The sequence below is a fragment of the Pedobacter sp. L105 genome (assembly GCF_009765875.1).
Classification (GTDB): Bacteria; Bacteroidota; Bacteroidia; order Sphingobacteriales; family Sphingobacteriaceae; genus Pedobacter.
On record NZ_LMUP01000004.1, the window covers coordinates 1,421,722 to 1,441,834 of the forward strand.

A 20,113-nucleotide genomic window follows, 5' to 3' on the forward strand; every position below is an offset into this window, starting at 1 on the left:
TGAAGCCATCATAAGCTTGCTATTTGCAAACGGTAAGCTTATGATGGCTCTTTTGTGATTAAACTATTGTACCTTAAACTTACCTAAGTCAAACACACATATAAATAACACACAAATGAAAACGCTTAAAAATTGTTTATGGCTTGCCCTGCTATTTTCTGCGGTGAGTGTAAACGCACAAACAGACAAAGCTACTACGGCCAGAATTGTTGCTGCACAACATTATGTTTTTATAGCTACCACAGCTAATCCTCTAAATGCGTCAGATATCAATAAGATTATGAGCAGGATGCCTGGTTATACCGGAGGTGGGAATATTAACCTGAATAACTTAAATTACGATCTTACCGTTACTCCTGATAGCCTGGTCTCCTACCTTCCTTATTATGGCAGGTCTTACGCGCCACGGATAGGAGGGCTGCCTGATGATACAGGTATAAAATTCAAATCGAAAAAATTCGTCTACAAAAGTGTGCCCCGTAAAAAAGGCGGCTGGAATATCAGCATGATCCCAAAAGATACAAAAGATAGTTACAGCATGAACCTTTTGATTACAGACACCGGTTATGCCACGCTTACGGTAAACAGCAATAACCAGCAGTCTATCAGTTTCGACGGATACCTTTCGGAACCCGTCAAGCCGAAGAAATAATTACTTGGTCACAGCTGGAACTGGTACTAAATCAACCTGAAACAGTTTATCCCATTTTTTTCCGGTAATAAAAAGGCGCTTACCTGCCGCATCCCAGGCAATACCGTTCAGCACGTCTGTATTGTCAAATTTATCTTTTGCCGGCAGAATGCCTGCAAAGTTAAGATAGCGTTCTACACCGCCTGTTTTAGGGTCAATTACGGCAATCTTATCCGTCTGATAGATATTGGCAAAGATTTTACCGTCTATGTATTCCAGTTCATTCAACTGATCTACTTGTCCATTGTTATCATAAACATCAACAGAACCCTCTTCTTTACCTGTAGACGCGTTTAAAAACCAGATTCGGTTAGTACCGTCCGACTTATACAAGAGCTGTCCGTCATGAGTAAGTCCCCATCCTTCCCTGCTGCCCTGATAAGGAAAAGTACCCAGCTGTTTTAATGTTTTCGCATCGTAAATAAAACCAAGATCCTCTTTCCAGGTTAACATCATAATCTTATCACCAACCAGTGATGAACCTTCTGCAAAATATTTTTTATCAATATCGATCCGCTGTAATGCCTTACCAGATTCCAGTGCCACCCATCGTAAGGTAGAAGTACCATATTCACCTGTACTTTCCAGAAATTTACCATTATGAAATTCCAGTCCTTGTGTATAGGAACTCGTATCATGAGGAAACACTTTAATCACCTTGTAGCTAAACTCAGCGGGCTTAACAGCAGATTTCAGAACAATATTGGTAGTCACTGTATCTTTCTTTGTCCCGTTATCTACAATAGCCATGATCAGTTTATAACCCAGCGGCAGGCCAGCTGTTTTAATAGGAAATACATCGTTATTATTTTTTGATCCGACTATTTTTCCATCCAGCAGATAACTTACAGAACTCACCTTCGCATTTGCCGGCAGGTCCAGCTGCACCTTAACTTCGTCACCCAGTCCGTAGGTTTGTCCCTGTTCAGGAAGTTTAAAACCAATGATATCAGCCTTCGTATGCTGATCCTTACAGGACAGGACAACTGACGTGCTAAAAAGCAGGCCGATCAGAACAATAGCTTTAGATAATTTAACCGGTGTATTAGCTTGGCCAGAATGCATCTTCAATATGATTAATTTTATAAAATTCCTTATTTTCAAAAACAATTGCAACAATATCAAAGCGAATCTCGCCCAGATGTTTCTTTTTTTCAATATAAACAGAAGAAGCAAATTCCATCTGTTTTTCCTTTTTCCAGTTCACAAAATCTTCCGGTTCCCCATGTTCAACAGACCGCCTGGTTTTTACTTCTATAAAAATTAGCTTGCCTTCAAACAAAGCGATCAGGTCTATTTCAGCCCTTCCATATACCCAGTTCATTTCCATGATAAGATAACCGTGTTCTTCCAGGTAACGCTTGGCCAGCAGCTCTCCGTATTTACCCAGTTCATTGTGTGCCGCCATTATTTAAGCACTACAGAACCTAAAAATCTGGAGATCTCCCGTTCTACGTTTTTGATATGCGCATAACGGTGCATCAGGATATCCTGATTTGCAGGATCTGCCTCTGTTTTGATCTCTTGCAGTAATCCAAGCAGGATACGGTCTACCTTTCTTTTTTTCAGGTGAAACAATCCGCCCAGAATAGTTGCTTTTAAATTCACGGTTTCGTCCCTCACATAGATCTGGTGTTTGTTATACCAGTTTTCACTCAGTGAATAGGGAGAAGTTGACAATGTAATAGCCAGATCTGCAATGGTTCGGTTTTCACTCTTGATAAACTGATTGGCTATTGGCAGATGGCCATTTTCAATTTCATCTTTATAATTCTGGATAATCAGCTTACAGGTCTCATCCTCAAAAGTAACATCAGACAAATTCTGCATGATGAAAGAACCGATATACATATTATCGATATTGTCCCAGCTTACCAGTTCATGGCCAAAGGCCAGTAATAAGCGTACAATTTCATGCTCCTGCAGCTGGTCGTTATCAGCCCTGGTTTCTTCATCCGGAAAATCAGGCTGTGGATTGTCATCAAACAGGTTATCCGGCGGGCCATCCGGAGCTCCGGGAAAACCCGGTGAGAAAGATTGCCGCTGAGGAGAAGGAGCAGAACCAGCTTTTTTGTACTTGGCCGACTTCATCTTATTCAGCTCTGTCAGCAGCATCCGTTCTTCTACTTCCAGTATTCTGCTGCATTCCCTGATAAAAACCGAAGCCTTAATGTCATCAGGAATCTTGGCAATACTTTCTACAATATCCCTGATGATACCTGCCCTTTTGATCGGATCAGTCCCTGCTTCTTTCAGCAGGATATCTGCCTTATACAGGATAAAATCTTTACGGTTGTTCTCTATATAGATCTTGAATGCACCGGCACCCACCTTATGCATATACGAATCCGGATCATGGCCATCAGGAAAGTTAACGACCTTCACATTCAGTCCTTCTTCCAGGATCATATCCAGCCCGCGTAACGAAGCTTTAATCCCTGCCGCATCACCATCATATAAAATGGTCACGTTTTGGGTAAAACGTCCAATCATACGGATCTGCTCTACAGTAAGCGAGGTACCCGAAGAGGCTACCACATTTTCCACACCTGCCTGATGTACAGAAAGTACATCGGCATATCCTTCTACCAGGTAACAGTTATCTACTTCACGAATAGCTTTCTTAGCCTGGAAAAGTCCATAAAGCACATTGGACTTATGATAGATATCACTTTCAGGGGAGTTTACATATTTCGGAACGTTCTTATCCGTTTTCAGTGTCCTTCCGCCAAAGCCGATAACACGTCCGGTAAAGTTATGGATAGGGAACATCACCCGACCGCGGAAACGGTCGTACACCTTTCCCTTGTCGTTGCGGATCGACAAGCCTGTACGTTCCAGGTATTCTTCTTTATGTCCGGCAGCTTTTGCACTTAAAAACAGTGCATCCCACTGGTCGGGGGAATAACCCAGTTCAAATTTCTTAATGATATCTTCCCTGAACCCTCTTTCCTTAAAATAGCTTAATCCTATTGCACGTCCCTGCTCACCTGTCCATAGTTCATTGGAGAAATAATTGGCGGCATACAGGGAAACCACATACAAACTTTCGCGGGCATTATTGGCCTCGGTATCCTGCGGACTTTCTTCTTTCTCTTCTACCTCAATATTATATTTCTGGGCCAGGTACTTCAGCGCTTCAGGATAAGAGTACTTCTCATGCTCCATGATAAAACGCACCGAATCCCCACCCTTTCCGCAGCCAAAACATTTGTAAATGCCCTTGGTGACAGAAACGTTAAAGGAAGGCGTTTTCTCATTATGGAAAGGGCAGTTACCAATTAAACTGGTACCGCGCTTTTTTAAAGACACAAAATCACCAACAACCTCCTCAATACGGGCGGTGTCCATGATTTTGTTAATGGTATCCTGATAGATCATTAAAAAATATTACTGAACAAGGGGTAATAACGCATCGGCCAGGGTTTTGTTACCCTGGGCATTCAAGTGCACGCCATCAACAGTTAAAATGCCTTTTTCCAGGTCCTGGGGATTATTGGCCAGGTCGTAAGTGGTAAATAGCTTCCTCAGATCAACCAATGGCAGTTTATTTTTAACTGCCAGCTGACGGATCTCACTACAGAACTTATCCAGTTCAGCATCATTTGTATTAGTTCCAGATTTTTTCTCTCCGATCACCGCTGGTGTAACAAGTACAACTTTAGATCCGCTAGTCACGATTTTATTGATCAGCGCCTGATAGAATTTTACAAACTTATCCTGATCTGTTCCGGTATGTGAAGTTTCTTTATGCCAGACATCATTTACGCCCACATAGATCACCACTAGGTCGGGTTTTTTATTCAACACATCATCTTCCAGGCGCAGGTACAGATCATAAATCTTATTGCCGCCAACACCGGCACCAATGATTTCATAAGAAGAAGAATTTAAAGACTTTTTGATCAGGTCAACATATCCGCCCGGCTGAACGCCCTGTTGCGTAATGGAATCACCAAAGAATATTACTTTTTTAGGTTTTACTTTCATAGCCAGTACAGAAACAACCAAACAACAAGCCATCAGGTATGCAATAGATTTAATTATTTTTTTCATGGTAACTATTTAATAGTTTAAAGTTTTTCATTCTTATAACTAACACGTCAAAGGTACTATATTTAGCTTTTCTTTGAATAGAATTTCCTTTGAATATATTTGCTATTTATAGGTGATGAAATTGTCCGGGCTGATCATTTCTATGGGAGAGCTGTAAGATTCTTCAGGTTTCATGGATATTAACAGACGAAAAGCCTTATTTCTTTGAAATTTTATTACAACTGAATTTTTCGAATCTATGCACGTTTTAATAGAACTTAAACATTATTTAAATGGCCAGTCTAAGCACCAGCTTAATAAAGGAAGGCGTATTTATTTAGCTAAAGATCACATCATCTTAGCCCTTACATTTAGCTCATCTCTGTAATAAGTTTCATCATGTCAGTCAATGATAAAACTGTAACTCCATTAGATGCGGGGTAGCTTTCTTTTCCCGGATAGACAATAAAACGCTTTTCAGCCTTAATGTCTTCACTGCCTAAATAAAACCCTTTAGAAACTACAGGAACCATCGAACGCTTTATTTCAATAGCGTATACATGCTTAGGGCTAAACTCAAGTACCAAATCAATTTCCGCACCCGCCGAAGTACGATAAAACCATGGCGTAACGCCCATTGGTAAACAAGATAATAAATTCTCTATCGCAAACCCTTCCCAGCTAGCCCCTACAATTGGATGCGCAAGAATATCATCCTGCGTTTTGAGATTAAGCAAAGCATGTACAATTCCACTATCACGAACATAAATTTTTGGTGATTTAACTAATCTCTTCCCAATATTGCCCGACCATGGCCTTAAGGTACGGATCAGCAAAAGATCTTCCAGCAATTCTAAATATCGTTTTGCTGTAGTTACAGTCACATCAAGATTTGCACCGAGTTGAGCAATGTTAACTTGTCTTCCCTGCTGATGAGCCAGCATAGTCCATAAGCGACGCAAAGTAGTCGCCGGAATACGGGGACCTAACTGAGGAACATCTCTTTCCAGATAAGTAGTGATAAAATTCATTCGCCATCTTAAGCTTGATTCATCACTTTTTGCTAAAAAACTATCCGGAAAACCACCTCTAAGCCACAATTTGTCCTGCTCGTTTAAATTGCCATGGTTAATTTCAGCAGCGGTGAAGCCAGACAAATCTTTATAAGCAATCCTGCCTGCCAGTGTTTCAGATGACTGTTTGAGTAAATCTAAAGAAGCAGATCCCAGAATAAGAAACTGACCAGTTTTAAAACCTTCCCTACGCCTGCGATCAATTACACCTCTTAAAACAGCAAAAATCTCTGGTATACGCTGAATTTCATCAAGTATAATCAGCTTTCCCTTATGCAACTCAAAATACGCTTCCGGTTCCTTCAGTTTCGCCTGATCCGCAGGGCTCTCTAAATCCAAATAAATTGATTCAGTATCCATTGATGCAGCAACTTCTTGGGCCAAAGTGGTTTTACCAACCTGTCTTGGCCCCAAAACTGCCACCGCCGGAAATTCTTCCAGTAATTCAAGAATATCAATCTTTACTTTTCTAACAATCATCCTTGCAATTATAACATTAAATATTCGATTTGCAAGGATAGAATTTTAATAAAAATACATTAAATACTGATAGTCAGCATATAATGTATTTTTATTAAAATTGGTTATAAAATAGCCAATGTGAACAACGAGTTACAATATTAGATTTAAAAATCGTCATTCTCAGCGCGACAATTATACAAAATTAGTGATAATCCTTATGTAAAATCAGGAAACTTGCCCGTTCTTCTTTCTTAAACGGAATATTCCAGTTTCCCTGATAAGTGATCTTTGCAGGCAGTTTTTCCTCTCCGAAGTAACTCATTTCGATATTCATCTGTACATCAAAATCAAACAGCAGATTGCTGTATTTCATATCTACATAACGTCCCAGAATAGCGAAATTCCGCTTGTCAAAAATGGTGACCAGCTCTTTGATCATTAAGCCATCCTTAGTCCAGCTGCTGAGGTCGTCCTTTACTTTTACCCTGAAACGATATACAGGGATAGAATCCAGGTAAGTTCCGCTTTGGAAACTATAATCGTAATACTGGCGCATATTCGCCGTAAAGATCTCTGTCTTTCCGCCTATGAAAGGAATGCCTTTTACTGGTCTTCCCGGGTTAAAAATCAGTGTTTTGAGTTTATCCTTATAACTTTCATTTTTATCTCCCTTTTGAGCCGAAGGCATACTCAAACCAGCATCTGTTTTGTAAGCATTCATAAAAATGTAATCAAACATTTCTAACGTGTACAACTGGTATTTACCATTCTTCCTGAATACCTGTCCGGTATCCTGTTTCACCAGAAACTCCATCCGGTTAGGCCCTTTAGCATTGTGCTTGATCTTCCGGTAGATCCGGCCGTTCACCTTATTTTTTTTATCGTAAGTGTAGATCTTGTTTTCAGCGATGAAATTGAAATTCTTCATCTTTCTGAAAGCCGCATAAAAAGTTGTATCCGTAGTCACAGCCCGGATAAAGGTTTCTACGCTTAGTTTTTGCGCAACGATATTCACTGTAGAATCCAATGCGATCGTTTTAACGGTATCCGGGTTAAAGCGGGCAATTTGCTGTGCAAAAGCCCCAAAACCTACAACTACCAAAGTGATAGTTACAAATAGCTGTTTCATTCGTTATGTTAGTTTCCCAGCTGCTTTAACGCGATATAAGCCATTAAACCTGTCGATATTTTTAAGGCATCCTCATCCACATCAAAATTGGGATGGTGTACAGAATAGGTAGTCCCTTTTGCGGCATTACCTGTCCCCAAACGATAGAAACAAGCATCAGTTACCTGAGAATAATAGGCAAAATCCTCTGCTGCCATCCAGATATCCAGGTCCAGGACGTTTTCTACGCCCAGATAATCTTCTGCATAAGCCCTGGTGCTGGCTGTTAGTTTTTCTTCGTTGATCAGGAAGGGGTAACCATGGTGAATATCAAACACACAGCTTCCACCCATACTTTCGGCAATGCCTTCAGCCATTTTTTTCATTAAACGTTTAGCTTCAGCACGCCATTCCTCATTCAGTGTTCTGAAAGTACCCTCCATTTTCACCTCGTTGGGGATGATGTTCGTTGCACCATTGGCAATCACTTTACCAAAAGAAAGTACAGAAGGTAAACGCGGGTCAGCATTACGGCTAACGATCTGCTGCAAGGCTACGATAATATGCGCGGTAATCAGCACCGGGTCAATATTTTGCTGAGGCTGGGCACCGTGTCCGCCTTTTCCCTTTACCGTCACATACAGCTCGTCTGTTGAAGCCATATAAATGCCTGAACGGAAACCTACCTTACCGGCATCGATCAGCGGCATTACGTGTTGTCCAATGATAAACTGTGGTTTTGGATTTTCCAATACGCCTTCAGTAATCATAATACTTGCTCCGCCTGGCAATACTTCCTCGCCCGGCTGAAAGATCAATTTGATCGTTCCTCCATATTCAGCTTTCAGCTGATTTAAAATATAAGCAGCTCCCAATAAGGAAGAAGTATGTACATCATGTCCGCAGGCATGCATTACACCCGGGTTCTGCGAAGCATAAGGCTGGTCATTTGCTTCCAGGATAGGTAAAGCATCTATATCTCCACGCAGGGCAATTACCTGGTCTGAAGGCAGATCTCCTTTGATCAGCCCCACTACACCAGTATTCGCCATAGATTCAAAAGGAATTCCCCATTGCGTCAATTTATCTTTTATAAAAGCTGAAGTTTGAAACTCTTTAAAAGAAAGTTCCGGGTTCATATGAAGGTGACGGCGAAAGCCAACAATCTCTTCAAAAATGGTACCTGCTAAATATTGAATCTGCTCTTTAGTTATCATTTTACTGGCTCTAGATTGGGTGCGTTAATTTTTTCTTTAAAGATAAACAAGGTGGCGAATAAGGGCCGCAGCTCATTCATCAAACGCTGTGCTTCCAGGCGTGTCCTGAAATCACCCACATGTAAGTAATAATTCGGTTCTTTATAAGTAATGTAAGTATTAATCTTTGGATAAGCACTTTTAAAGCGGGACTGTTCATTAAAAACTTCCCTCCTGTCAGACCCATAAAATATTTGCACGCGGTAACCTGTAGATGAAAAAGCCGGCCCGTCTTTATGAATAGCCGCAGGAGCCGCTGCTTTGTTTAGCAGTATCCTTCTTTGGATCAGGCTATCGATCTGCGGGTCTTTAATCACTATAACCTGGCCCCTTTTCTGGGCAAATGACGCAATTGAAAAGCTACAAATAATAAACGTAAACAGTAATTTCATGGGTAGGCCTTAAAAAAAGAATGCCGATTTCTTTTTACAAAAATCGGCATTCTTTATGTGTATTACAAATTACATTCCTGCACCATGGCAGTTTTTGTATTTCTTACCGCTTCCACAAGGGCAAGGATCGTTTCTTCCGATCGTTACTTCCTTACGTACCGGCTGTTGCGGAGCCTGCTCACGGGTATCATCAAATTGAACCTCACCAGTACTGCTGGCCGAAGCAAATTCAGGCTTAGATAACTTCAGTTTGCTGGCAGGTTTAGGTGCCTTTGCTTCCTGTAAATCATCAGCTTCCTGTTGTACAGGAATGCCACCTTTATATAAGAAACTCACTACTTCTTTGTTAACCGCATTCAGCATGTTTTTAAACAGGTTAAATGCTTCCATTTTATAAACGATCAGCGGATCTTTCTGCTCGTAAACTGCATTTTGTACCGACTGTTTCAGCTCGTCCATTTCGCGTAAATGCTCTTTCCACGATTCGTCAATTAAAGCAAGAACGATTGTTTTTTCGAAAGATTTAGTGACTTCCCTGCCATAGTTCAGCATGGCTTTCTTTAGATCTACCGGAACCTGAACACTTCTGATTCCATCAGTGAAAGGAACAACGATCTGTTCGATATGGTCGCCACGTTCTTCAAACACCTGTGTTAACACTGGCATCGCCTGTGCGATGATCGCGTCAGATTTCCTTGCATAAAATACAGTGGCCTCTTCAAACAACTTATCTGTTAAGATATGGATGCTTCTGCTGCTGAATTCAGCTTCGGTGATCTCTGTATCCAGGGAGAAGTTTTTAATTACTTCCAGTTTGAAACCTTCGTAATTACCTTCTTCCTTATATTCTGTAACGATATCTTCAGCTACGTCGAATACCATGTTGTTCATGTCTACATCCAGACGTTCTCCAAACAATGCATTTTTACGTTTTGCATAGATCACAGAACGCTGTGAGTTCATTACATCATCATATTCCAGTAAACGTTTACGTATACCAAAGTTATTCTCTTCAACTTTCTTCTGTGCACGCTCAATAGATTTGGTGATCATTGAATGCTGAATCACTTCACCATCTTCGATACCCATTTTTACCATGATGCTGGAGATACGCTCAGAACCGAATAAACGCATTAAGTTATCTTCCAGTGAAACGAAGAACTGAGATGAACCCGGATCTCCCTGACGACCGGCACGACCACGTAACTGTCTGTCAACACGACGGGACTCATGACGCTCTGTACCAACGATCGCTAAACCTCCGGCTTCTTTTACACCTGCACCTAATTTAATATCCGTACCACGACCAGCCATGTTGGTAGCTATAGTCACTGTTCCTGCCTGACCAGCTTCAGCTACGATATCAGCTTCTTTCTGGTGCATTTTAGCATTCAGTACGTTATGTTTAATGCCTCTTAATTTCAGCATGCGGCTTAACAGCTCTGAGATCTCTACCGAGGTAGTACCTACCAATACCGGGCGACCGGCCTGCGTTAGTTTTACGATCTCTTCTGCCAGTGCATTATATTTTTCACGAACAGTACGGTAAACGTAATCCTGTTCATCTTTCCTTGACATTACCCTGTTAGTAGGTATTTCTACCACATCCAGTTTATAAATAGACCAGAACTCACCAGATTCAGTGGTCGCTGTACCTGTCATACCACATAACTTGTGGTACATACGGAAGAAATTCTGCAAAGTAACTGTAGCATAGGTTTGTGAAGCATCTTCTACTTTCACATTTTCTTTTGCTTCAATCGCCTGGTGCAAACCGTCAGAATAACGACGTCCATCCATGATACGGCCTGTCTGCTCATCTACAATTTTGATCTTACCTTCATCAATGATATATTCTACATCGATTTCAAATAAAGTATAAGCTTTCAGCAACTGGTTAACCGAGTGTACACGTTCAGCTTTGATCGAATAATCGCGCATCAGTTCATCTTTCTTCGCAATTTTTTCTTCACTTGCCAGAGTTGATTTCTCAATTTCAGCGATCTCCGTACCTACATCAGGTAAAACAAAGAAGTTCTCATCTTCACCAGATTTAGTAATCAGCTCGATACCTTTTTCAGTCAGCTCTACCTGATTGTTTTTTTCATCAATATAGAAATACAGTTCAGAATCTACCTTCGGCATATTCTTAGACTGATCAGCCATATAACTGTTCTCAGTTTTAAGGAGAACTTGTTTGTGGCTACCTTCACTTAAAAACTTGATCAGTGCTTTATTTTTTGGTAAACCACGGTGTGCCCTTAACAAAGCCAAACCACCTTCACCTTCTTCGGTTCCGGTTTTACCATCTGCAATTAATTTTTTAGCTTCATTGATTGCCCTGGTTACATATTCTTTCTGCGCATTTACCAGACGTTCGATCCTCGGTTTCAGTTCATGGAACTCATGCTGATCTCCAAAAGGAACCGGACCTGAAATAATCAATGGGGTACGTGCATCATCAATCAGTACCGAATCGACCTCATCCACCATCGCGAAGTGCAGCTTACGCTGTACCAGTTGTCCAGGCTCCTGCGCCATGTTGTCACGCAGGTAATCAAAACCAAATTCATTATTCGTTCCATAAGTGATATCTGCCAGGTAAGCATTTCTGCGTTCCTGAGAGTTAGGCTCATGTTTATCGATACAATCAACCCTTAAGCCATGGAATTCAAATAAAGGACCATTCCACTCCGAGTCACGTCGTGCCAGGTAATCATTCACGGTAACGATATGCACACCCTGACCAGCCAAAGCATTCAGGTAAGCTGGTAATGTACTTACCAGTGTTTTACCCTCACCCGTTGCCATCTCGGCGATCTTACCATTATGCAGCACGATACCACCGATCAGCTGAACATCATAATGAACCATGTTCCACACTACCGTAGTTCCGGCAGCATCCCATGAATTGGCCCAGTATGCTTTATCACCTTCTATCTTTACATTCTTCCTGCGCGCAGCATAATCTCTGTCGTACGCCGAAGCTGTTACTTCAATTTTTTCGTTTTCCGCGAAGCGGCGTGAAGTTTCTTTCACTACTGCAAAAGCAGCAGGAAGGAGTTCTAACAATACAGCTTCCAATTCTTTATCGCGGTCTTTAGTCAATGCATCGATCTGCTCATAAATAGCAGTTTTCTCAGGCAAAGAAAGACCCTGACCTTCAGCAGTTGATTTCAGCCCACTGATCTTATTATCGATTTCTGTTAAAGACTTGGCGATAACGTCTTTAAAATAAACGGTTTTGTTACGCAATTCATCATTGCTTAAAGCCGAAAGTTTAGCGTATTCTTCGTTTATCTTGATGACAAGAGGTTGGATAACCTTAATATCTCTTTCCGATTTGCTTCCAAAAACTTTGGTTAAAAATCCTAACATGTTTATATCGTGTGTTTATTTATTAAAAATCATCATTTTACAACAACCAAGCCATATTAACTGCTCAGTCACTTTGGCAGTTGTTGGGGGATAAAAATACAAAATATCTTGTATATTGCTCTAAGAGTAACGCTTTATTTGGGAATAGCTGTACAATTTGTCATTCCCGCGTAAGGAATTAAATAAAATAGCGCTATATAATTTAGCCAAAGCGTTTATCTTTGCCGGATATGAATATCTTATTATTAGGTTCTGGCGGAAGAGAAAGCGCTTTCGCATGGAAAATGAGTCAGTCTGAACAGTGTTCCAAACTATTTATTGCACCAGGTAACGGCGGCACAGGCGCATACGGCACCAATATCAATATCAACCCGAATGATTTTGAAGCCGTCAAAACATTGGTACTGGCAGAAAACATTAACCTGGTGGTAGTTGGCCCCGAAGAACCTCTGGTAAATGGTATTCATGATTTTTTTCTTGCAGATGCACAGCTTGCAGCAATCCCGGTGATCGGTCCTAAAAAAGAAGGCGCTATCCTGGAAGGCAGTAAAGATTTTTCCAAAGAATTTATGGCACGCCATGATATTCCTACACCAGCATCCCAGTCTTTTACCAATGAGACGCTGGCGCAGGGTTTAACTTACCTGAAACACCATAGCCTGCCCGTCGTATTAAAAGCTGATGGATTGGCCGCAGGTAAAGGTGTAGTGATCTGCGAAACCACTGCAGATGCACAGGAAGAACTGCAACTAATGCTGGGTGGAAAGTTTGGCAACGCAGGATCTATCGTGGTCATCGAAGAATTCCTTACCGGAATTGAATTATCTGTATTTGTATTAACTGATGGTGATAATTATGTGATCCTGCCAGAGGCGAAAGACTACAAAAAGATTGGCCAGGCAGATACAGGATTAAATACAGGGGGTATGGGTTCTGTTTCCCCTGTTCCTTTTGCCGATGAAAAATTCCTGAAAGACGTAGAGGAAAGTATCATCATCCCTACCATTAACGGATTGAAAAAAGACAATATCGATTATACTGGTTTTATCTTCTTTGGTTTATTCAAAGTAGGCGACAAACCAATGATCATTGAATATAATTGCAGGATGGGCGATCCTGAAACAGAAAGCGTTTTGCCAAGGATTGAAAATGACCTGATAGAATTGTTTATGGCTACCGCTCAGAAACGCCTGAATGAGGTTACGCTAAAGATTAGCCCCAAAAATGCCGCTACGGTAATGATCGTAGCTGGTGGTTATCCGGGTGATTATGAAAAAGGAAAAGCCATAGCAGGAATTGATAATATCCGTAAATCTATCGCTTTCCATGCTGGTACCAGTTTGGAGAATGGCGTAGTGAAAAGTAATGGCGGCCGTGTACTGGCAGTTACCAGCTTGCAGGACACACAATTTGAAGCCTTACAATCAGCAACAGCTGATGCAGCCAGGATTTATTTTGACGGCAAATATTTCAGGGAAGATATTGGGTTTGATTTGATGTAAACCGATATTGCTATAGTAAAAGGAAGCAGGCCATTTTCCAACATTGGGAAATGGCCTGCTTCCTTTTACGCGGATTTACTTTAATAGTAGTTATTCTTATTTCTTTATTTCAATAGAATTTAGAATATCTTCTGCGCGCTTTTCTTCTATAGATCGTTGTTCAGTTGGAAATGAATAATCTGCTAAAAACAATTTATTAGCAACAGTAGTGATAAACCAAATATTAAAAACCTTATGAAGGCTAAGCCTCTCTGACAGTTCAAATTTCATGATGATATACTGTTTATGATTAACAATAATTAAATCGCTGCTGATAATATTACTGAAAGGACGATTATTGCGTTTTTCAAAGAAAGCCTTAACGCTTGGCAAATCTTTATCCTCCGCTTTACTTGCACCATAATTTATTGCAAATTTAATATTTTTTATCTTGTCTTTGAATACATAGGTAGGTCGCTGACTAACCCTTGGTGACTCTGAAATTATTTCAGCCTCACTTAATCGCTTTAAATTAGCCGGCAATATTAATCTCATTTTTCCATCTAAAAGACTTTGTGCATTTGATTTTTCAGTATGAGTGCCATCTATAAATGGAAGTAAAAACAGATAAAATAGTATAGCTAGTAGTTTCACGTTACTGGAATGAGATTAAATTATATTGAGACTTTTATTGGCGTTAGCTTTTCTTCGAGTTCTTTATCAAAAAAATAGAAAGGAACATAAGCTGTATTTTCTTCATCGGTTAACTTAATCACCATATCTAAATCGAGAATTGATTTATTAGGGTAAGGAATTTTTCTGATTTTTAATTCATCTTTTTTGAATCTCAATTCTTTAGAAGCTTTATCAATCCATAAAAATACTTTGAATGGTGAAGTCTTAACGATTATATATTCTTCAAGTATTTCTACTTCTATAGCTGTATCATTTATAGTTAATCCGACTGGAACAATTTGATAGTATTGAATATAGCCAATAGTTATAAGAAAAATAGAATCACAAAGTATATATATGAAGTTTAAACTTTTTGCCTGGACAACGAAAACTAAAATTGACCCCAATAAAAACATCAAAATTCCAAAAAAAACATTACTGGTCAATCTTTTTCTTAATCTAAGAATTATCTGACCTAAATCTGCATGTACTTCGTTTTTCATTTTATTTTTTATTTTCAGAATTTGATTTAATACTTTTAAGATAGTAAGATATAATAGTATAGGTATCAGAACCTGCGCCAACAGTTGCTGCAATCGGCGTTTTTCCGAAGCCGCTTATTGTTGTACCCGTAAGAAACATTGTACCAACATCACAACTCCACTATCCTCTCAAAGATAGTCCTCTTAGAGGTTTCTGTTGTAATCGTCTCACCATAAACTTCCTGTTTCCTTTGCCATCCTAACATTTAGTCCTTCCTATCTATAAAAAAACATTACTAAGACCTCCGCTGAATTCTGTAAGAACCAAACAATCATTGTTCTTCAACTCTGATGCCCTGTTTCCTCTCTAGTGCTCTCACATACCTTTAATAGATTGTCCGCAGATCTCCCGGATAAGACTATCAACTCTATGAATCTAGCCCTTTTATTTACATAGTGTTGTCTTCATCTAGATTACCACTAGCATACTTGGACAATAAGTAACAATTTAAGAAGAAAATAAAGCTCCTGATATTCCCGTTAGTGCGAAGAAAACCAAGAGCCTTTATTTTGGAAATCAGCTTATTAATAAAGTAATAGTGCTGTTTAACCTATAGGAGCACGAGCATACATTTGATTAATTTCATTATAAAAAGATTTATCATTTTTCCTTTTGATTGCTAATCCAAAAATTATGAAAAGACTCACAAAGGAAAACATAGAGGTTTTGGAATGCAATAAAATATGAAGAATAATAGCAAGAATTGCAAGAATGATAAATCCAATTAAAAGAACCCTGCCTGACTTCGTTGTAAAAAAATTGGTTTAAGAGAAATTCCTTCTTCAGATTGATGATCTAAATTATATTGATTAACAAAATAAAAAAACAGACTAAACCCACTCTTCTCATTTATTGCCTGATCTTGGTTTTTCTCGTCTATAAATGAAAAACTCTTACTCGAACCATCCTTAAAAAAAACAACTAGATAGGTTATCTTAGATGTTGAAAAAGAACATTTGTAAAATTTAATATCCGACCAGGATATGTTTAATTCCTTTACTAAAACATCATCTTTAAGTTTGTACTCCTCAATTAAAAAGGACTGATTATTAAATTCTAATTCAACTCTTCGGGTGAATATGCTTTTAAATTTTTTCTGAAATAAGAATGGCACAGCACATACAAAAATCCAACCTCCTACTACAAAAGTATCACTTTCAAAATATTTCCCCAAAACAATCACGAATTCCGCAAGCAATATAAAGCATGGAAATACATAAATGAATCCTTTCTTAGGGTCATAAGTTTGGCAACCATACGAAATTTTATTATTAATCATTTTTAATTATTAAATAACTTTAAGGTAACCAAATTTATTTTTTATTATTACTTAATGCATCATACACGCCATAAGTTAAACTTATACCAACTCCAACTGTTGCAGTTCTAAAATTTAAGCCATTATGTTTAATATCAAGTGCTGCCGGTATTCGTATCACACAACTGAGAAAGGCCAAAAACTGATCTCACGATGAATTGGCCAAAGAAATCAGTTCGTCAAGAGTAATGATTGACAAATATGAAAGGAAGTCGATTCCCCCTTCAATCGAAGTAATTGTTAAGCTGGCAAAAACCATTGAGGTCTCGCTAAATTATCAAATGCTTCTTATGATAAAGATATAATCCAACGATTGAATGGGCTTGAAACGCTGCCTAAAGATGATAAGCAGCTCATTTTCCATTATATGGATCTGATCATTCGGGACTATAAAACAAAGAAAACATATCACATTAATAAGAAAAGCCAGACGTGTGGCTTTTCTTATTAATGTGATTGTACTAATTACGGATCAAATATTGAACTAGAAACAATTCCGCAATCACATTTTATATTGGATTATGTCAGTCTATCCAATAGAAAAAACAAGAACCAAGGCAGAATTAAGTTTCCAATTATAAGGAATCCCCGTACTCTTCGATCAGCGATTTCTTCATCCATCCACAAAGCTTTATAGATTTCATATTTTCCCGAATATTTTATATAATTAACTATAATAAAAAATGCTAATATCCCAAGTGAGACAAAACCTAAATTAACAGGAATTGATTTTAATTCACTTCTTCGATAAAAAAAAGAAAGCCCAAAAAGAATAAAATCTGCAATTAAAAGCGCTTCAATCATAGAAATTGATAGAATACCAACTATTCCATTAGTCCCATCCCATTTTAAATATGCTTTCGTTACTCTGTAATAAATATATCCAAACCAATTTTTCATTTATTTAATTATTTATCAATGATGTCACCTATATTATCTGTTATAGTTTCTCCGGTAGCTAAACCCCATCCTACATCTGCTATACCATAAGCCCATCCATATGGCGTAAATGCTACAGCTAACTGTATTCCAATTTTGGCATAGTCTCCACTTGTTAGATGGTTATTATGATTTTGATAGCTTTCAATACCTGTAAAAATAGCTCCAGCAACACCTAATACCCTACCTGTATTTTTAGCAATAGAAGACATTTTTGTAAGATCACTTAATTCTGATACATTCGAAATATTTTTAGCTTGCATCGAAAACCCTGCACCAAGTCTATCTATTAATGTTGATTGTGAGCCTAATGTACTTGACATGGCTAGCATATCAGATTCTGAAGAACCTTGATTAGAACTACCAACTGCAGCATAATTTTCACTATCAATGTTATTACTCAAATCAGTATTCATTGCTACATCATCGGTAGTACCATCTACACTCGCCGTAACCATTGATTGATCAAAAGCAGCTCTTTGATTATCTTGAACAGTAACAGTTCTGTCTATCCCATCATTTGTATTTGCTATTACCGCACCAAGACTATTTTTATAAATTGTACTTGTCTCCATTCCATCAGGATCAATAAATCTGATCGGATTGTTGTTCCCATAAACATACGGACTGAAACGTCTACTTTTCTCAGAAAGAGGATCTAACGTATTAAAACGCCCTATCACCGGATCATAGAACCTGGCCCCGTAATCATACTGCCCTAACTCATCCTGCAACTCCTTTCCGTTGTACAAGTATTTGTTTTCTACTGCACAACTTTTCAATCAACCTTCAATTGCCGCCGAACGTCATCCGAGTCCGGGTTTTGGGTTCTGTATACAAGTTTCAGGCAACCCATTTTCTGCGGTCAAGTTATTTATTTTCAGTTGAAAAAAGAAGAAAGAGCCTTCAACTTTTCAGATTCAGAAGCAGATCATGCCTGGCGGACAAGCTATAAGGGTTAAGTTATTTCATGGGATGCTGCGACTGGATCATGTTGTGCAGGATTTCAACCTGGCTCTGCTGATATTTTTCAGTACTGCTGATCTTTTTGTGGCCGGCAAACACCTGAACTGCCCGTAACTCATTTCCTGCTTTCAGCAGGTTGGTAATCACACTGCCACGGATGCTTTTACAGTTCACTTTCCTGGGGTGAAAAAGCCCTTTATACTGGCGGATGACATATTCAATGATGTCTATATTTAACCAGGCACCCCCACGAAGACCAATCAGCAGCTGATCACTTCCTGCGTCTTTTAAGAGTAGTTTCCTGGTTTCATTCAGATAATCATGGAAAAGCAGGATCTGGCCGGGCTTTAAAGATAAAGTACGGCTATTGGTGTTGGCCTGGCTCCTGATATAAACGGTTCCTGTGATCAGGTTGAGGTCGCTGATTTTAAGCCCGGCTGCCTCTCTGGGCTGCAAGCCCTGGTAGATCAGCAAACTCATTAATATCCTGTTTCTTGCTGATAAAAGGGCGTAGCGTTCTTCTTTTTCCAGCAACTGTTCCAGCTCTGCAGGCGTGAAAAAGTCCTGCAGCTGAATATCATTATTCACCTGGTCCCTCAGGCGGATGGCTGCCGTTGGATTGTCTTTTCGCTGGTCAATAACGTTCAGGTAATCATAATAAGCTTTTAAAGCAGATAAGATCCTGCGGATAGTTTTTGGGTTTTTATAACGGCTGCGAAGCTGCCCGATATAGCCCAGCACTTCCTGGTATCCTGCCTGTTCAGCTTTTGGACAATGATGCTGATAGATTTCTATGTCACGCTGATAGATCTTTACTGTTCCGGGAGCACAGCGGCTCTGTAAGTATTCCTTCAGTTCTTCCATTGTTTTAAAGATCCAGGATACATTCTTTACCCACCTTGGCATAGATCTGCGTCGTTTCCAGATGACTATGCCCCAGGAACTGCCGGAGCAATTCTATACTGATGCCATTGGCCAGTAAATGAGTGGCAATGCTATGGCGTAAATGATGCAGGGTAATATCTTCCTGTAAGCCTGCCCTTTTAAGGATTTCTTTCAGCATACGCAGATAACTATCTCCACGCATTCGCCCGCCAGATTTATTCAGGATAAAGGCGCTTTCATCATTCCTGGCCAACTGACGCATACGGTCTTTGCGATAATACTTTTCAAGATCTGCCGCTACCTGCGCAGGCATGGGTACCGTCCGGCGTTTAGCACCTTTGCCTGAACGGACATACAGCAGCCGCTGTTTAAAGTGGATATCTTTGGTATGCAGGGCTTCTGCTTCATTTCTTCTCAAACCACAACTATAAAACAGGTGCAGCACCGCTCTTTCCTGTAAGGTTTTGCCCGCAGTAAAAAGCTGCTGTACCGCTTCCCGGCTCAGTGGCTCCCTGCTCTTTTTTCCCGGCTGAGGGAACCGCATGGCGCTGATAGGATTATGATCCATCTGGCCGGTTTCTTCCAGCCAGTTAAAGCATGTTTTTAGCGCGTACACATGATGATGGATATAACTTTCACTCAAGCCGCCTGCATGATGCTGGTTAGGCCGCTGTTGCAGATAACGGTAATACAAGCCGATATGGTACGGTGTGCTTTGATGGATTTCCGGCAGCTGGTGATAGTCCAGATAGTCCCTGACCATTGCCGGAAGCAGCTTGCGGCTGCCCTGGCAGTAACCGGACTGGAACAGATAAGCGGCAAAGCCGCTGAGAAGTTGAGCCATCATAGCAGATACATTTTAGGATTAAAAAAGGGGCTTGCACTCGATCATGGAATTTGGAACGCCAGAC

At 39.8% G+C, this 20,113-nt stretch carries 19 protein-coding genes and 1 pseudogene; 3 read left to right on the forward strand and 17 right to left on the reverse strand.

The window, feature by feature from the left end; all coding sequences use genetic code 11:
• Positions 1-115: 115 nt before the first annotated feature.
• A complete protein-coding gene (locus GSQ84_RS11295; RefSeq protein WP_158797311.1) occupies positions 116-652 on the forward strand; it encodes a DUF4251 domain-containing protein in 537 nt (178 codons plus the stop codon).
• On the opposite strand, the gene GSQ84_RS11300 is transcribed toward GSQ84_RS11295, so the two are convergent.
• From GSQ84_RS11300 to secA, 9 genes are all read right to left on the reverse strand, one after another.
• Complete coding sequence (locus GSQ84_RS11300) at positions 653-1,756, reverse strand: glutaminyl-peptide cyclotransferase (protein WP_158797312.1); 1,104 nt, start codon at positions 1,754-1,756, stop codon at positions 653-655. It lies immediately after the preceding gene.
• A complete protein-coding gene (locus GSQ84_RS11305; RefSeq protein ID WP_158797313.1) occupies positions 1,737-2,099 on the reverse strand; it encodes a YraN family protein in 363 nt (120 codons plus the stop codon). Before GSQ84_RS11305 ends, GSQ84_RS11300 begins: the two co-directional genes overlap by 20 nt.
• Positions 2,099-4,072, reverse strand: a complete 1,974-nt coding sequence (dnaG, locus tag GSQ84_RS11310; protein WP_158797314.1) for a DNA primase — start codon at positions 4,070-4,072, stop codon at positions 2,099-2,101. The genes GSQ84_RS11305 and dnaG overlap by 1 nt, the downstream gene beginning before the upstream one ends.
• 9 nt (positions 4,073-4,081) lie before the next feature.
• A complete protein-coding gene (locus GSQ84_RS11315; RefSeq protein ID WP_158797315.1) occupies positions 4,082-4,747 on the reverse strand; it encodes a GDSL-type esterase/lipase family protein in 666 nt (221 codons plus the stop codon).
• A 350-nt stretch (positions 4,748-5,097) separates the two neighbouring features.
• Entirely contained in the window at positions 5,098-6,279 is a 1,182-nt protein-coding gene (locus GSQ84_RS11320) for an ATP-binding protein (protein WP_158797316.1), read from the reverse strand.
• 184 nt (positions 6,280-6,463) lie between these two features.
• Complete coding sequence (locus GSQ84_RS11325) at positions 6,464-7,390, reverse strand: hypothetical protein (protein ID WP_158797317.1); 927 nt, start codon at positions 7,388-7,390, stop codon at positions 6,464-6,466.
• Between the two features lie 8 nt (positions 7,391-7,398).
• Positions 7,399-8,586 (reverse strand): M20 family metallopeptidase, encoded by a 1,188-nt coding sequence (locus GSQ84_RS11330; protein ID WP_158797318.1) that lies wholly within the window; start codon positions 8,584-8,586, stop codon positions 7,399-7,401.
• A complete protein-coding gene (locus tag GSQ84_RS11335; RefSeq protein ID WP_254070833.1) occupies positions 8,583-9,017 on the reverse strand; it encodes an SPOR domain-containing protein in 435 nt (144 codons plus the stop codon). The genes GSQ84_RS11330 and GSQ84_RS11335 overlap by 4 nt, the downstream gene beginning before the upstream one ends.
• A gap of 69 nt (positions 9,018-9,086) precedes the next feature.
• Positions 9,087-12,395: a preprotein translocase subunit SecA gene (secA, locus tag GSQ84_RS11340; RefSeq protein ID WP_158797319.1), complete on the reverse strand. Its 3,309-nt coding sequence runs from the start codon at positions 12,393-12,395 to the stop codon at positions 9,087-9,089.
• A 230-nt stretch (positions 12,396-12,625) separates the two neighbouring features.
• Between secA and purD the strand changes: the two genes are divergently transcribed.
• The gene (gene purD, locus GSQ84_RS11345) at positions 12,626-13,897 is read left to right on the forward strand and encodes a phosphoribosylamine--glycine ligase (RefSeq protein ID WP_158797320.1); all 1,272 of its coding nucleotides are present in this window, start codon (positions 12,626-12,628) and stop codon (positions 13,895-13,897) included.
• A gap of 96 nt (positions 13,898-13,993) precedes the next feature.
• Here the strand turns inward: purD and GSQ84_RS11350 are convergent, their stop codons facing one another.
• From GSQ84_RS11350 to GSQ84_RS11360, 3 genes are all read right to left on the reverse strand, one after another.
• Positions 13,994-14,530, reverse strand: a complete 537-nt coding sequence (locus GSQ84_RS11350; protein ID WP_158797321.1) for a hypothetical protein — start codon at positions 14,528-14,530, stop codon at positions 13,994-13,996.
• Between the two features lie 20 nt (positions 14,531-14,550).
• Positions 14,551-15,054, reverse strand: a complete 504-nt coding sequence (locus GSQ84_RS11355) for a hypothetical protein (RefSeq protein WP_158797322.1) — start codon at positions 15,052-15,054, stop codon at positions 14,551-14,553.
• Between the two features lie 764 nt (positions 15,055-15,818).
• Positions 15,819-16,373, reverse strand: coding sequence for a hypothetical protein (locus GSQ84_RS11360; RefSeq protein WP_158797323.1), 555 nt, complete (start codon positions 16,371-16,373; stop codon positions 15,819-15,821).
• Positions 16,374-16,570: 197 nt separating this feature from the next.
• Between GSQ84_RS11360 and GSQ84_RS28355 the strand changes: the two genes are divergently transcribed.
• Positions 16,571-16,717 (forward strand): helix-turn-helix transcriptional regulator, encoded by a 147-nt coding sequence (locus tag GSQ84_RS28355; RefSeq protein WP_158797324.1) that lies wholly within the window; start codon positions 16,571-16,573, stop codon positions 16,715-16,717.
• A gap of 214 nt (positions 16,718-16,931) precedes the next feature.
• Here the strand turns inward: GSQ84_RS28355 and GSQ84_RS11370 are convergent, their stop codons facing one another.
• The 5 genes and pseudogenes from GSQ84_RS11370 to GSQ84_RS11385 all read right to left on the reverse strand — a co-directional run bounded on the left by GSQ84_RS11370 (position 16,932) and on the right by GSQ84_RS11385 (position 20,049).
• Entirely contained in the window at positions 16,932-17,312 is a 381-nt protein-coding gene (locus GSQ84_RS11370) for a hypothetical protein (protein ID WP_158797325.1), read from the reverse strand.
• Positions 17,313-17,320: 8 nt separating this feature from the next.
• Complete coding sequence (locus tag GSQ84_RS11375; RefSeq protein WP_254070838.1) at positions 17,321-17,926, reverse strand: hypothetical protein; 606 nt, start codon at positions 17,924-17,926, stop codon at positions 17,321-17,323.
• A pseudogene (locus GSQ84_RS28030) lies at positions 17,920-18,112 on the reverse strand (RHS repeat-associated core domain-containing protein); the annotation flags it as partial. The pseudogene GSQ84_RS28030 and the gene GSQ84_RS11375, both read right to left, overlap by 7 nt.
• A gap of 202 nt (positions 18,113-18,314) precedes the next feature.
• The gene (locus GSQ84_RS11380) at positions 18,315-19,181 is read right to left on the reverse strand and encodes a tyrosine-type recombinase/integrase (RefSeq protein ID WP_158797327.1); all 867 of its coding nucleotides are present in this window, start codon (positions 19,179-19,181) and stop codon (positions 18,315-18,317) included.
• Between the two features lie 4 nt (positions 19,182-19,185).
• Entirely contained in the window at positions 19,186-20,049 is an 864-nt protein-coding gene (locus GSQ84_RS11385) for a tyrosine-type recombinase/integrase (protein ID WP_158797328.1), read from the reverse strand.
• Positions 20,050-20,113: the final 64 nt, after the last annotated feature.

What these genes read in the sequence shown, in the direction of transcription:
- GSQ84_RS11295 (WP_158797311.1), top strand. Translation starts at nt 116, where the DNA reads ATGAAAACGCTTAAAAATTGTTTATGGCTTGCCCTGCTATTTTCTGCG.
- GSQ84_RS11300 (WP_158797312.1), bottom strand. Translation starts at nt 1,756, where the DNA reads ATGCATTCTGGCCAAGCTAATACACCGGTTAAATTATCTAAAGCTATT.
- GSQ84_RS11305 (WP_158797313.1), bottom strand. Translation starts at nt 2,099, where the DNA reads ATGGCGGCACACAATGAACTGGGTAAATACGGAGAGCTGCTGGCCAAG.
- dnaG (WP_158797314.1), bottom strand. Translation starts at nt 4,072, where the DNA reads ATGATCTATCAGGATACCATTAACAAAATCATGGACACCGCCCGTATT.
- GSQ84_RS11315 (WP_158797315.1), bottom strand. Translation starts at nt 4,747, where the DNA reads ATGAAAAAAATAATTAAATCTATTGCATACCTGATGGCTTGTTGTTTG.
- GSQ84_RS11320 (WP_158797316.1), bottom strand. Translation starts at nt 6,279, where the DNA reads ATGATTGTTAGAAAAGTAAAGATTGATATTCTTGAATTACTGGAAGAA.
- GSQ84_RS11325 (WP_158797317.1), bottom strand. Translation starts at nt 7,390, where the DNA reads ATGAAACAGCTATTTGTAACTATCACTTTGGTAGTTGTAGGTTTTGGG.
- GSQ84_RS11330 (WP_158797318.1), bottom strand. Translation starts at nt 8,586, where the DNA reads ATGATAACTAAAGAGCAGATTCAATATTTAGCAGGTACCATTTTTGAA.
- GSQ84_RS11335 (WP_254070833.1), bottom strand. Translation starts at nt 9,017, where the DNA reads ATGAAATTACTGTTTACGTTTATTATTTGTAGCTTTTCAATTGCGTCA.
- secA (WP_158797319.1), bottom strand. Translation starts at nt 12,395, where the DNA reads ATGTTAGGATTTTTAACCAAAGTTTTTGGAAGCAAATCGGAAAGAGAT.
- purD (WP_158797320.1), top strand. Translation starts at nt 12,626, where the DNA reads ATGAATATCTTATTATTAGGTTCTGGCGGAAGAGAAAGCGCTTTCGCA.
- GSQ84_RS11355 (WP_158797322.1), bottom strand. Translation starts at nt 15,054, where the DNA reads ATGAAAAACGAAGTACATGCAGATTTAGGTCAGATAATTCTTAGATTA.
- GSQ84_RS11360 (WP_158797323.1), bottom strand. Translation starts at nt 16,373, where the DNA reads ATGATTAATAATAAAATTTCGTATGGTTGCCAAACTTATGACCCTAAG.
- GSQ84_RS11370 (WP_158797325.1), bottom strand. Translation starts at nt 17,312, where the DNA reads ATGAAAAATTGGTTTGGATATATTTATTACAGAGTAACGAAAGCATAT.
- GSQ84_RS11375 (WP_254070838.1), bottom strand. Translation starts at nt 17,926, where the DNA reads ATGGAGACAAGTACAATTTATAAAAATAGTCTTGGTGCGGTAATAGCA.
- GSQ84_RS11380 (WP_158797327.1), bottom strand. Translation starts at nt 19,181, where the DNA reads ATGGAAGAACTGAAGGAATACTTACAGAGCCGCTGTGCTCCCGGAACA.
- GSQ84_RS11385 (WP_158797328.1), bottom strand. Translation starts at nt 20,049, where the DNA reads ATGATGGCTCAACTTCTCAGCGGCTTTGCCGCTTATCTGTTCCAGTCC.